General features: G+C 64.4%; 12 protein-coding genes. 5 read left to right on the forward strand and 7 right to left on the reverse strand.

All coding sequences use genetic code 11. The annotated features are described in order from the left end of the window. Positions 1-16 precede the first annotated feature (16 nt). From rsmA to lptF, 6 genes are all read right to left on the reverse strand, one after another. A complete protein-coding gene (gene rsmA, locus QX041_RS06135; RefSeq protein ID WP_315712399.1) occupies positions 17-877 on the reverse strand; it encodes a 16S rRNA (adenine(1518)-N(6)/adenine(1519)-N(6))-dimethyltransferase RsmA in 861 nt (286 codons plus the stop codon). Next, positions 874-1875: a 4-hydroxythreonine-4-phosphate dehydrogenase PdxA gene (pdxA, locus tag QX041_RS06140; RefSeq protein ID WP_316164704.1), complete on the reverse strand. Its 1002-nt coding sequence runs from the start codon at positions 1873-1875 to the stop codon at positions 874-876. The genes rsmA and pdxA overlap by 4 nt, the downstream gene beginning before the upstream one ends. Continuing rightward, positions 1875-2813 carry a SurA N-terminal domain-containing protein gene (locus QX041_RS06145; protein ID WP_315712396.1) on the reverse strand — a complete coding sequence of 313 codons (939 nt, stop codon included), beginning with the start codon at positions 2811-2813 and terminating at the stop codon, positions 1875-1877. The genes pdxA and QX041_RS06145 overlap by 1 nt, the downstream gene beginning before the upstream one ends. 103 nt (positions 2814-2916) lie before the next feature. Then, positions 2917-5427, reverse strand: coding sequence for an LPS-assembly protein LptD (locus tag QX041_RS06150; protein WP_315826795.1), 2511 nt, complete (start codon positions 5425-5427; stop codon positions 2917-2919). After that, the gene (gene lptG, locus QX041_RS06155; RefSeq protein WP_315712392.1) at positions 5427-6524 is read right to left on the reverse strand and encodes an LPS export ABC transporter permease LptG; all 1098 of its coding nucleotides are present in this window, start codon (positions 6522-6524) and stop codon (positions 5427-5429) included. The genes QX041_RS06150 and lptG overlap by 1 nt, the downstream gene beginning before the upstream one ends. Continuing rightward, a complete protein-coding gene (lptF, locus tag QX041_RS06160; protein ID WP_315749956.1) occupies positions 6521-7690 on the reverse strand; it encodes an LPS export ABC transporter permease LptF in 1170 nt (389 codons plus the stop codon). The genes lptG and lptF overlap by 4 nt, the downstream gene beginning before the upstream one ends. A 339-nt stretch (positions 7691-8029) precedes the next feature. Between lptF and QX041_RS06165 the strand changes: the two genes are divergently transcribed. The 4 genes from QX041_RS06165 (at position 8030) to QX041_RS06180 (ending at position 11560) form a co-directional block, all read left to right on the forward strand. Continuing rightward, positions 8030-9565 (forward strand): leucyl aminopeptidase, encoded by a 1536-nt coding sequence (locus tag QX041_RS06165; protein WP_316164705.1) that lies wholly within the window; start codon positions 8030-8032, stop codon positions 9563-9565. Positions 9566-9574: 9 nt separating this feature from the next. Then, positions 9575-10027 (forward strand): DNA polymerase III subunit chi, encoded by a 453-nt coding sequence (locus QX041_RS06170; RefSeq protein WP_315749957.1) that lies wholly within the window; start codon positions 9575-9577, stop codon positions 10025-10027. Positions 10028-10231: 204 nt separating this feature from the next. Further along, positions 10232-10726 carry a hypothetical protein gene (locus QX041_RS06175; protein ID WP_315750042.1) on the forward strand — a complete coding sequence of 165 codons (495 nt, stop codon included), beginning with the start codon at positions 10232-10234 and terminating at the stop codon, positions 10724-10726. 15 nt (positions 10727-10741) lie between these two features. After that, positions 10742-11560 carry a phytanoyl-CoA dioxygenase family protein gene (locus tag QX041_RS06180; protein WP_315749959.1) on the forward strand — a complete coding sequence of 273 codons (819 nt, stop codon included), beginning with the start codon at positions 10742-10744 and terminating at the stop codon, positions 11558-11560. Here QX041_RS06180 and QX041_RS06185 read toward each other — a convergent pair. Beyond that, complete coding sequence (locus QX041_RS06185) at positions 11557-11790, reverse strand: acetyl-CoA carboxylase biotin carboxyl carrier protein subunit (RefSeq protein ID WP_315712384.1); 234 nt, start codon at positions 11788-11790, stop codon at positions 11557-11559. The two genes, QX041_RS06180 and QX041_RS06185, sit on opposite strands and share 4 nt — an antisense overlap. 156 nt (positions 11791-11946) lie before the next feature. On the opposite strand from QX041_RS06185, the gene QX041_RS06190 reads away from it, so the two are divergent. Next, positions 11947-12345, forward strand: coding sequence for an avidin/streptavidin family protein (locus QX041_RS06190; protein WP_316164706.1), 399 nt, complete (start codon positions 11947-11949; stop codon positions 12343-12345). The last annotated feature ends 34 nt before the right edge of the window (positions 12346-12379 follow it).

Genomic DNA, 12379 nt, shown 5'->3' on the forward strand with positions numbered 1-12379 from the left:
CTGAAATGCTTGTTGATTAAGACTTGTTCGCGTCGCGACTATTGGTCAATTCGCGGGCCATGGCAACAAAGCCCGACACCGGAATGGTCTCGGCGCGGCGGGTGGGATCGACACCTGCGGCGGCCGCGAGCCGCGCGGGATCCGCCGGCAGCGACTTCAGGCTCTGCCGCAGCATCTTGCGGCGCTGGCCGAAGGCGGCGGCGGCGACCTGCTCGAGCGCGCGGCGGTCGCAGGGTTCGGGCGACGGGCGCGGCACCAGCCGCACCACGGACGACGTGACCTTCGGCGGCGGCACGAAGGCGGATGGCGAGATGTCGAACAGGATCTTGGTCTCGCAGCGCCAGTTGGCGAGCACGCCGAGCCGGCCATAGGCGTCCTCGTTCTCGCGCGCGACGATGCGCTCGGCGACCTCGCGCTGAAACATCAGCACCATCATGTCGTACCAGGGCGGCCACGGCTCTGCGGAAAGCCAGCCGATCAGGAGGTGCGTCGCGATGTTGTAGGGCAGGTTGGCGACGATCTTCGCCTTGGTGCTGCCGAGGTAGGGCCGGACGTCGAAGGTCCGGGCGTCGGTGCAGACGATTTCGAGCCGCCCCGGATAGCGCGCGGCGATCGCCTGCAGCGCCGGGATCGCGCGCTCGTCGTGCTCGACCGCGATCACGTGGCGCGCGCCGAGCGCGAGCAGCGCCCGCGTCAGGCCTCCCGGACCGGGGCCGATCTCCACCACGGTGGCGTCCTCCAGCGGGCCGGCGGCGCGCGCGATCCGGGCGGTGAGATTGAGATCGAGCAGGAAGTTCTGGCCGAGCGCCTTGCGAGCCGAAAGCTGATGATCGCGAATGACCTCGCGCAGCGGCGGGAGGTCGTCGATCGCGCTCATGACGACTGGCTGGCCATGCGCGCCGCGAGCTCGAGCGCCGCGATCAGGCTCGCCGGATTGGCGGTGCCCTTGCCGGCAATGTCGAACGCCGTGCCGTGGTCGGGCGAGGTGCGGATGAAGGGCAGGCCGAGCGTCACGTTGACGCCCTCGTCGAACGCCAGCGTCTTGATCGGGATCAGTGCCTGATCGTGGTACATGCAGATGGCGCAGTCATAGGTCTTGCGCGCGGCTTCATGAAACATCGTGTCTGCCGGCAGCGGTCCCTGCACGTCGAGGCCGGCATTGCGCAAGGTTGCGATCGCGGGCGCGATGATCGTGTCCTCTTCGGTGCCGAGCGTGCCGTCCTCGCCCGCATGCGGATTGAGGCCCGACATCGCAATGCGCGGCCGCGATACGCCGAAATAGCGGCGCAGGCTCGCCGCGACGATTCGCGTCGTCGACGTGATCAGCGGGCTCGTCAGCTGGTCGATCGCATCGCGCAACGCGACGTGGATCGTCACAGGCACCACGGCGAGAACAGGCGACCACAGCATCATGACCGGCTGTGGCGTGGCTCCGCCATCCGCGGCGAGCTCGGCGAGAAATTCGGTATGGCCGGGATGCGAGAAGCCGGCACGGTAGAGCACGGCCTTGGCGATCGGGTTGGTCACGACGGCGCTGGCGCGTCCGGCCCTCACGTCGGCCACGGCCTCCCGGATCGAGCCGATGGCCGCCTCGGCACTCGTCGTGTCCGGGCGGCCCGGCAGGGCCGTCACGGCGTGCCCGGTGGGGACCACGGGCAGCGCGGTCGCAAACGCCTGCGCCGCTTGTTCGGGACGAACCTCGTCCACGGTGACGGGGAGGTCGAGCAGCTTGGCGCGCTGAGCCAGGAAGGCAGGATCACCGCGCACGTAGAAGGCGGGGAGGCCGAGCTCGGTGCGGCGCAGCCACGCCTGCAGGGTGATGTCGGGGCCGATGCCTGCCGGTTCCCCCAGGGTCAGCGCGAGCGGCTTCGTCATCAGCGATATTCGATCATCGCCGCCTTGCGGACTTCCTGCAGATAGGCCTTGGAGGTGGCCTCGTATTTCTTGGTGTACATCTGCTCCTTGATCTCGCGCTTCTTCGGCGTGTCGATCGTGGTCGGAGTCCGCGAGCAGAGCGCCACCATCTGAATGCCCTGCCGCGTCGCTTCCGGCGGAGTCAGGTGGCCGATCGGTGTGTCATCGAGCAGCTTGCGCAGATTCGGCGGGATGTCGGCGGACGTCTTGACGACGATCTCCTTGATGACCGCGTTCGCCGTCGTCTTGAAGATGTTGTTGGCTTCGGCGCAGGTCTGCACCCGTGAGCGCAGCGCCTCCGCCTCCTTGTGACGTGCTTCCATCAAGCCCTGGTTCGAGGAGTTCGACACGATCAGCACGATCGGCTGCATCTTGTACTCGAACGCCTGGCCCTGCTGATCGCCGTCGCCGCCGGCGGCGGCGACAGCCGCGGCGACGTCCTTGTCGGAGACGAGCAGGCGCTCCTTGTAGCGGCCGCGCACCAGGCTGCTCCAGACGATCTCCGCCTTGATGCGGGCCTTCAGCGTCTCCGGCCGCACGCCCTGGCTCTCCAGCGATTTGGTCAACTGTTCCGGGTTGAGCCGCATGCGAGAGCCCATGCCAGCAAACGATTGGTCGACGTCGGAGGCGGTCGGCTCGACGCCGAACTTCTTGCCTTCCTTGATTTTCACCTTGTCGTCGATCAGCTCGTCGATGATCTCCTGGCGGGACTGATGCTTGCGCGTGCTCAGGAAGTTCAGCTTGGTGCGCTGCTCGATGTCATAGTCGGTGATGGGATCGCCATTGACCATGACGACGATGCTCTGGGCGCGAGCCGACATCGTTCCGATGCCGCAGGCGAGTGCGGCAAGAGTGCAGATGGCCAGGGCCCGAAGGCGAGGAGAGAACGCGATCGTCATGACCAAGCTTCGCTGTCGCTATTGATCCAACTGGAAGCCGCGCCACGGCTCCCGACGAGGGACTTTCGAACCCCACGGAGCGGCCGTCGGAGACTGGCGCGCACTACTGAAGGCCGCCAGCCCCGGTTCCCGTCGACGAGGTCGTGGCAAGCGTCCGAAGCCCGATCTGGAGCATATAGGCATGGCTCAGAACGGGTGGAGTGGTGCCTGCCGTATAGTTATACGACGTTACATAGTTGGCGGCCAGCACGAAACAGTCGTCCACATAGCCCGCGCCGATCACATACTGGTTGATCTTGTTGGCAGCGAGGTCCCACCGCGCGGCGCCCGTCACGACCCAGTTCGGTGCCACCTTGACCGAGCCGCTACCCAGGATGCCCTCACGACGGGTGAGGTAACCGATCGCCGGATCGGCAGCATAGTTGCCGTAGGTCAGGGCCACCGACCAGCGGTCGAAGTTCGCCTTGGCTTCCGCCTCGAAGCGCTGGATGTTCAGGGTCTGCTGGTCGAACCGGCTGCGCATGCTGAACGTGTAGGTGCGGTTGGGCGAGTAGTCGACCCGCGCCACGTAGTCCGAGACGTTCTTGTCCAGGCCGGAGCCGATGGCGGTGTTGTTGGCGTCCTGCACCGCGAACGAGTTCATCCCGAACAGGTGATAGGACTGGCCGAACAGCACGTTGATGGTGCCGCCGCGGTCGAACTGCGTGGTCGCCTGGACGCCGACATTGGCGCGCCCGCCGCCCTCGACGCGGTCGTAGCCGGAGAACTTGTCGACACTGAACAGGTTGCTGGCGTCGAACACCATGCTCTGGGCGTCCTCGTTCGGCAGCCGGCCGGCATAGGTCTCGTTCGGCCGGATGATCACTTGCGCGATCGGCTCGATCGTCGTCGTGCCCCACGGCTGAACGTTGATGAACGGGTAGCGATATTCCAGGCCGACCGTCGGCATCAGCCGCAGCGCCTGGGTGTCGCCGGTCTGCAGGAAGTTGCCCACACCCGGCTGGTTCGAGACGTTGGCGTTGATCGCATCCGCGCGCAGGATCGCGAACGGCGTCCAGATCTGGCCGTAGGGATCCGTGAACGACCGCCGCCACTCCGCCTGCGCAGTCAGGCGGGTGTAGGTGCCGGGCGTGGCGCGCAGCAGGCACTGCGTCGGCAGGCGCGCAAGCGGGTCAGCCGATGTCGTCGTGCACAGGCCGTTGGTGTTGGCCGTGGTGGTGATCGGATCGAACACCGCCGTCTGGCGGCTCAGATTGACGAAGTTGGTCTTGTAGCTGAACTCGCCGCCGAACACGGGATAGTTCAGCACGTTCGAGTAATCCAGCACCGGATAGACCACCGGCACGGTCTGCTGGTTGCCCGAGAAGCTCAGATAGTGGATCGCCCTGACGTCGAAGAAGCTGCGGCTGCCAACGCCGGTCAAATACAGCTGCGAGATCGCCTCGGTCGGCAGGCTCATGAACGAGTTGAACGGGTCGCGGTACTGCGCCAGCCGGTAATCCGACAGGAACATGTAGTCGGACAGCAGGATGCCGTCCCAGCCCCAGACCCACTTGTCGTTGAGCGCGAACTGGCCCTTGGTGTCGACACCGCCGCGGAACTGGCGGTCGCCCGGCTGGCCGGCGAAGGCGTTGCGGTCGAGCTGATCGATGCCGTACAGGCGCACCTGATAGCCGCCATTGCTGAGGCGCTGGCGGAACTCGGTCTGCAGCAACACGCCCTGCTTGGAGGTGATGCGCGGCGTGAAGGTCGCGTCGTAATCCGGCGCGATCGCCCAGTAATAGGGGATGTCGACGCCGAAGCCGTAGCCGCCGGTCTGGGTGACGCCGGGCATCAGGAAGCCGCTCTTGCGCTTCACGGTCGGATCGGGCGTCGAGAAGTAGGGGATGTAGGCCAGAGGAACGCCGAAGAATTCGAGCTGGGCGTTCTCGAAATACAGCATCTTCTCGGTCTGGTCGTGGATGATGCGCGCACCCTTGACCTGCCACAGCGGCGGCTTCTTCGGATCGTCCTTGCACGGTGCGCAGGCGGTGTACACGCCGTTCTCGAAGACGGTGTAATTGCCCTTGGAGCGGTCGGCGCGGGTCGCCGCCATCCGCGTCTGATCCTCGGTCTCGACGCGCAGCGAATCGACGAAGCCGTCACGATAGTCGTCCGACAGATCGAGGCTGTTGGCGTAGGTGATCTTGCCGTCGGCGTCGGTCATGCGGATGTTGCCTTCCGCATGCAGGCGCTTGGTCTTCTGGTCGTAGATCACCCGGTCGGCCTCGACCGAGGTGCCGTTGTAGAACAGTTGCACGTTGCCGACCGCCGACACGCGCGAGTTGTTGTAGTCGTAATCGACCTCGGTCGCCTGCACCAGCATCTGGTTGTCGTTGGCGACGCGCGGCGGCGGCGCCTTGGGCGGGCGCGGATTGTAGGTGAAGCCCTGCGCCACGGCAGGGGTCGGCGCCACGACCGCGATCGCAGCAGCGACCATCAGGCCGAGCCCGCAGGCCATAACGAATCCAAGTACGCCAGACCCGGCGCGACGCACGCGCGCGCAACCAACGCGCGCAACGGCATGCTGCCGAAGCGCGGCGAGCGCTGTCTGACGGACGGCAACGAACGACACTAGCCGTCCTCCTGGTAGAGCAAGGCCATGAAGCCCGTGAGGCCGCCGACGAACACCGGCAGCCACGCCGCAGCGATCGGATTCATCAACTCAGCCTTGCTCAAATCTTCAGTTACTTTCGACAGAACGTAGAGCAGAAACCCGGCGCCCACGCCACTCAAAACCATTTTCTGTACGCCACCCATTCGGAAGAACCTGAGCGACACGGACGCAGCCAGCATGACCATCGCAGCCAGCAAAAACGGCTGCGCGATCAGCTTATGATACTGCAGTTTGTACCCCGCGGTCGCGAAGCCCGAGCTCTCCGACGAGCGGATGTATGTCGGAAGTTGCCAAAACGACACAGTTTCGGGGGTGGAGAAGCTGTTTCGGACCTGCGCCGGCGTCAGGCTGGTCGGAAGAATGTACGTCGGTTCGTCGACCGGCGGCGCATCGAGGGAGAATCGGCGCACGGACCGGAAGACCCACCTGCCTTCTTCCAGGGTCGCCTCGCGCGCTTCGATTCGCTCCTTGAAGTGCTTGTCCGTATCAAAACGGAACAGGGTCAGTCCGGTCAGGCGGACGCCTTGCTGCTCGCTGCGCGCGGCATTGATGATGACGGAGCCGTCGGGGTTTATCTGGTTGAGCCAGAAGCCGGCCGCGTCCTGCACGCCGCCGCCCGGGGCGGCGCCGAACAGCTCGGCCTCCATGCGCTTGGAGAGCTCGCGCAGATTTGCCGACATCGGGTTGTAGAGGGTCGTCGCCATCAGCCCGAGCACGATGGCGCTTGCCAGCGCCGGCGCGATGAACTGCCAGGCGGAGACCCCGGCCGCGCGTGCCACCACGAGTTCGAGTCGGCGCGACAGCGCGAGATAGCAGGTCATGGCGCCGATCAGGACGCAGAACGGCATCATCTTCTCGAGCAATTGCGGCACCCGGAACAGCGACGTCTCCGCCACCATCAGCGCCGAGGCCGAGGCGAGCCCGGAGGTCTTGCGTACCATCTCGATGTAGTCGACGAGCACGAGCAGGATGAAGATGCTCGCGAACACGCCGACCGCCGAGACCAGGAAGCGGCCGGCGAAATAGCGCCCGAGCGTGTTGGTGACCATGCTCATGCGGTGGCCGGCCTTCCGAACAGGCGTGCGATCCGCGCGTTCGACCGGTTGATGGCTTCCATCAGCCGCGCCGGCGGCTCGACCACCACGCCGCCGATGATGATCCAGATGCTGAGGCCGAGCACGCCGAACAGCATGAGGTACTGCACCAGCGCCGCCATCGGCGTCTTCACGGTCATGACCGAGCAGGCGAAACCCGCCATGCGGACGCCGAACACGGCGAGAATGGCGCTGCCGAACGAGAAGTTGCGGCTCTGGCGTGTCGTCCGCGGCGCGCCCAGGAATGCGAAGGTGAGGGCCGCGAAGGCGAACGGATAGATCGGCGCCAGGAAGCGGTCGTGCAATTCCTGGCGGAATTGTCCGGGGATCTGCTTGTAGATCGGATCGTTTTCTGCGGGCGCCATCAGTTCCCACAGATAGCGCTCGCGGATGCCGAGCGTGACGTCGCGGCCCTGGTTCGAAAACTTCGACATGTCGAAGGCGTAGCGGGCGAACGCGACCATCGCCGGCTCGCGCTTGCCGAGCTCGAAGCGTTCGAGATTGCCGTCCTCCAGCACCAGGAACGAGCCGTCGGCATTCTTCACGACGGTGCCCTTCTCGGCGATGATCGTGATTCGCTCCTTGGGGTCGCGGCGGTCGTCGATCAGGATGCCGGACAGCTCACCGCCGGGCTGGCGCTCGCGGATCCGGATGGTCAGGTTCTGGTCGAGCTGCGCGAACCGCCCGGGCTGTAGGATGTTGGCGAGCACGTCGGCGGTGATCTCGGCATCCCACTGCTTGATCCGGCGCAGGCCGTCGGGGGCGAAGAAGGCGGCGATCACCGTCACCAGCACGGCTACCGCGCAGGTGGCATAGGCGAACGGCACGAACAGCCGGATCGGCGACATGCCGGCGGCGTTCATGACGATGATCTCCGAATCGGTCGCCAGCTTGTTCAGCGTGTGCGAGACCGCGATCATCAGCGCGATCGGCGCGATGACGCCGAGCAGGGAGGGAATCACGAGCCCGGTGATGCCAAGGAAGGTCAGGATCGTCTGGCCCTGGCTGGTCATCAGGTCGATGCCGCGCAACGCCTGCGTAATCCAGATCACGCCGGTGAGGCTGACCAACACCAGCGCGAACGACGCCAGCGTCGTGCGAAAGATGTACCTGTCGATGGACCCCATCGTCTGCGCTCGATCCCCAATCAGCAGTCCCGGAACGAGCGCTGCAGCCCCCCTTGAAACGGGTCCCCCAAGGCCGCTGTCGCCGTGACGTTCCAAGAGCAGTGAATATCATTACCATCTCGTTGATCCGTCGACAAAATGGCTGTGGCGTGGCGCCCCGAAAATACGGTCAAAATTTCATGATTGTGACTGGCCCGCCACGCGGCGCTTGGCAGCCGCGGTCCGGGCAGGCCATACTGCTGTCAAGTTGGGTTCCGAACTGCCGCCATCCGCGTCTGGCCCTTGAGGTTTTCGGTCGGACGTGGCGGCTCATCACGTCGAAATTTGGAGGATTGCTTGATGTCCGACGCCGTCAAGGTCGGCTTCGTCCCGCTGTCGACCGCCCCGCGTGGCATCGTGGTGGCGTTCTGCGATGACACCCTGCGTCTTGGAGTCGCGACCGAGAAGGCGCTCGGGGGAGCCTCGGACCTGATCAAGCGCGCGGCCGAGGCAGCCCGGTTCAAGGGCAAGGATGGCGCGGTGTTGGATCTGCTGGCTCCTGAGGGAATCAAGATTCAGCGCTTGATCGTCATCGGCATCGGCAAGGGCTCGGACCTCAAGGACAAGGATTTCCTCAAATACGGCGGGACTTTAGCCGGAAAGCTGAACGCCGGAACTGAAGCGGTGGCGGTGCTCGCCGAGCTGCCTTCGGGACCGCTGTTGCCGGATCAGGTCAGCTCGCTGGCCGCCGGGATCCGGCTGCGGGCCTATCGGTTCGACCGTTACAAGACCAAGAAGAAGGACGAGGAGGGCGCCGTCAGCGCCAATGTCTCGATCGCCGTGGCGGACGTCGCGGCGGCCAAGAAGGCCTTCGCGCCGCGATCCCACGTGACCGACGGGGTGATACTGGCGCGCGATCTCGTCAACGAGCCGCCGAACGTGCTCTACCCGGAAGAGTTCGCCAAACGCGCTGCCGCCTTGCGCAAGCTCGGCGTCACCGTCGAGATCCTCGACGTGCCCGCGATGAAGAAACTCGGCATGGGCGCGCTGCTCGGCGTCGGCCAGGGCTCGGCACGGCCGAGCCGCACCGTCGTGATGCACTACAACGGCGGCAAGCGCGGCGAGCAGCCGGTCGCCTTCATCGGCAAGGGCGTGTGCTTCGACACCGGCGGCATCTCGATCAAGCCGGCCGGCTCGATGGAGGATATGAAGGGCGACATGGGCGGCGCGGCCTGCGTGGTCGGCCTGATGCATGCACTCGCCGCACGCAAGGCCAAGGCCAACGTGATCGGCGCCATCGGCCTGGTCGAGAACATGCCGGACGGCAACGCCCAGCGTCCGGGCGACATCGTCACCTCGATGTCGGGCCAGACCATCGAGATCATCAACACCGATGCGGAGGGCCGCCTCGTGCTCGCCGACGTGCTGTGGTACGTCGCGACCAAGTTCAAGCCGAAATTCATGATCGACCTGGCGACCTTGACCGGCGCGATCATGGTCGCGCTCGGCACCGAGCATGCCGGTCTCTTCACCAACAATGATGATCTCGCCGACAAGCTGTTCAAGGCGGGGCAGGAGACGGGTGAGAAGGTGTGGCGCATGCCGCTCGGCCACGAATACGACAAGCTGATCGATTCGCAGTTCGCCGACATGAAGAATACCGGCGGACGCCATGGCGGCTCGATCACCGCCGCGCAATTCCTGCAGCGCTTCGTCAACGACACGCCGTGGGCGCATCTCGACATCGCCGGCACCGCGATGGGCGCGCCGAAATCGGAGATCAACCAGAGCTGGGGATCGGGCTATGGCGTCCGGCTGCTCGATCGGCTGGTGTGGGACTCTTACGAATCCAGATCCGACACCAAAGCTGAAGCCAAATCCGGCGCCAAGGCGTGACGCGGGGCGATGACCGAAGTCCTGTTCTACCACCTGCAGAACATGACCGTGGAAGGCGTGCTGCCGCCGCTGCTCGAGAAGTCGCTCGAGCGCGGTTGGCGCGTCGTGGTGCAGTCGACATCGGAGGAGCGCGCGGATGCGCTCGATGCGCATCTGTGGACCTATCGCGACGATTCGTTTCTGCCGCACGCCACCTGGCGGGTGGCCGATGTGGCCGACCAGCCGATCGTGCTCGCGGTGGAAGAAAGCAATCCCAACGGCGCGAACGTCCGTTTCCTGGTGGATAACGCGGCGCTGCCATCGGACTCGCACAGCTACGAGCGCATGGTGCTCGTGTTCAACGGCGATGATGCGGACGCGCTCGCGGCTGCGAGATCGGCGTGGACCGATTGCAAATCGCGGGGATTCGAGGTCACCTACTGGCAGGCGGATGAACGGGGGCGCTGGCAGCGCCGACAATGATACGGAGGCCCGTGAAGCGCCGATGATGGCAGCACCGCGTGATTAATGATAATCTGCCGATTTACCGGCAGAGCGTTGGCAAAGTCACGAACGTGCCGCAAAGTGATGTTGGGACAACACGTTAGAGTGTCCACAGGTTGCAATTCAGCAAGGTTCATCGTGCGAGACCACACCAAACAGCTGACGCGCGCTCTGGCGTTCCTTGTGCTTGCCCCGGTCGTCGCCGGATGCTCGAGCACGCCCGATTTCCTGTCCAAGGACGCCGAGTGGTTCAACCGGCCGCAGCGCCTGTTCATCAGAAACATCTCGATCGACGCGCCGCCGCTGACGCCGGACAAGCCGGTCACGGCTGAGGATCTTGTGAGCGCCGAAGGCGCATGCCCGGGCATGGCGCCTGCGGCCGATGCTGCGGGCGCGAACGCGATGGCGAATGATCCCGCCGCCGCGACGCCGGCTGCCGGCGGCACCGTCGCACTCGGCCACACCGAATGCGACGTGGTGCGCGGCATCGGTGCACCCGACAACGTCAACATCTCGAGCAATGGCGGCGAGCGCGTGGCCACGGTGACCTGGCTGCGCGGCGCACGCGCCGGCGTCTACACGTTCAGCTCCGGCCGCCTGACCTCGGTCGAGCGCGCGCCCGATCCGGGACCGGCGCCGAAGGTGGCGAAGCCGAAGGCGAAGAAGCGGACGAGCTGACGGCGGGAGGCGGCCATGCAAATAACCGGCCTCCGTCGCGAGTTGGAGGAGGCCGGGTATGCGGTGCGCCGTGATTTTCTTCCTCGCGAATTGTTGGAGGCCGGCAATCGAATCAAGTCTCGGGCCAGTCGTGAGGCGAGAGCGGAGCCCCATCTCGGGCTTGTTGTCTCGGTCAACTTTTCGGTCGATTTCGCGCCGATCATTCTCTTCGATGCACAATATGAATTGTTGGAGCGCGCCGGATACCGCGATGCGCGCTTCTTTGCTGGATTTCTGATCTCCAAGCCGGCCGGATGTCCGAGGCTGCACTGGCACCAGGATTGGTGGGGCTGGTCGAGCGCCGTGAGTTACGGCGCCACGCCTCCAATTCTCTATTTCATGTACTATTTGACCGACACGAGTGCCGCAAACGGATGCTTGCGCGTGCTTCCCGGCAGTCATCGGCGCAAGAACGATCTACATGCATTGATCGAGGGCAGGCCGACACATCCCGATCGGGTTCTGCATGTCGACGACGTGCTGGTTTCCACAAGGCCAGACGAAGTTGATGTTGCTGTTCGGAAGGGGGATCTCATCGTTCGCGACGGCAGGCTCCTTCACGCATCCCATGCGAACAATTCGAGCGAAGACCGAGCCCTGATCGTGTTGTCCTTCGTGCCGTTCTGGTCGGATCTCCCGGAGGGGCTGCAATGCGCCTTCGACAGAAAGCGGCCCAAGATCGAAAGATCCTGGCCGTCCGCCGAGGCCGAGCGCGTGCTGGATCGAGCGACGGTCTACAACGGCGCGTCGTCGCCGATCCATCTGCAGAGGACTCCGAACTTCGGCGACGATTAAGCTGCCGCGTCCTCCGCATCCAGCTCCATCACGACATCGGTCGCGTTCAACGTATCGCCCGCTTTGCGCCTGACCTGACTGATTGTCCCGGAGTAGGGAGCTTTCACCGACAGTTGTGATTTGGCCGCCTCGATGACGTAGAGGACCTCACCGGTCTTCACCTTTTGACCGGCCTTGACGCAGACGTCGTAGAGCAAGCCGTCAAGTCGAGCGTAAAGCTGCTTGTTCATGTTTCGTCCTCCTGAATCGCCTCAATCGAACCTCAAACATCAACCTCATCTACCAAAAGTAGAGCAATTTTGAATCTGCTACAATGGCGCTTTCAATCTTATGGATGTATGTAGTCATCGTTGCTACCTCTAGCTCTGGGCATAGCGAGGCGCGCCATGAAGTGGTTCTTCAGCAAGTATCTTTTCGCAGGCATGATTATCGTGGTTTCGTCGGTTGCTGCGCGTGCCGACGTCCTGCCGGCGCCGTCGAGATGGACCAATCAACGAGGCTCGGTTCTCGAGATCTGGTCAGTCACCGATGGGCAGGTGCGAGGGCAATTCACCAACAACGCATCTGGGTTCGCGTGCCAGGGTATTCCCTATCCGGTATCCGGCAGATCCGCCGGCAGCGCCGTTATGCTGGTCGTGACTTTTGCTCAGTGCAATTCCATCACGCGTTGGAGAGGCCAAGTCGGCGGCAATCAACTTCGGGCGAATTGGAATCTCTTCTACATTCAGCCCAACGGTGATCTCGGCAATCTGCCGGGTGCCGACCTGTTCCAGCGAACCAATTGATCCGGTCGCTCGCTCCGATCCCGCATTCAGCCGT

It is taken from the genome of Bradyrhizobium sp. SZCCHNRI2009, assembly GCF_032485115.1.
GTDB lineage: Bacteria > Pseudomonadota > Alphaproteobacteria > Rhizobiales > Xanthobacteraceae > Bradyrhizobium.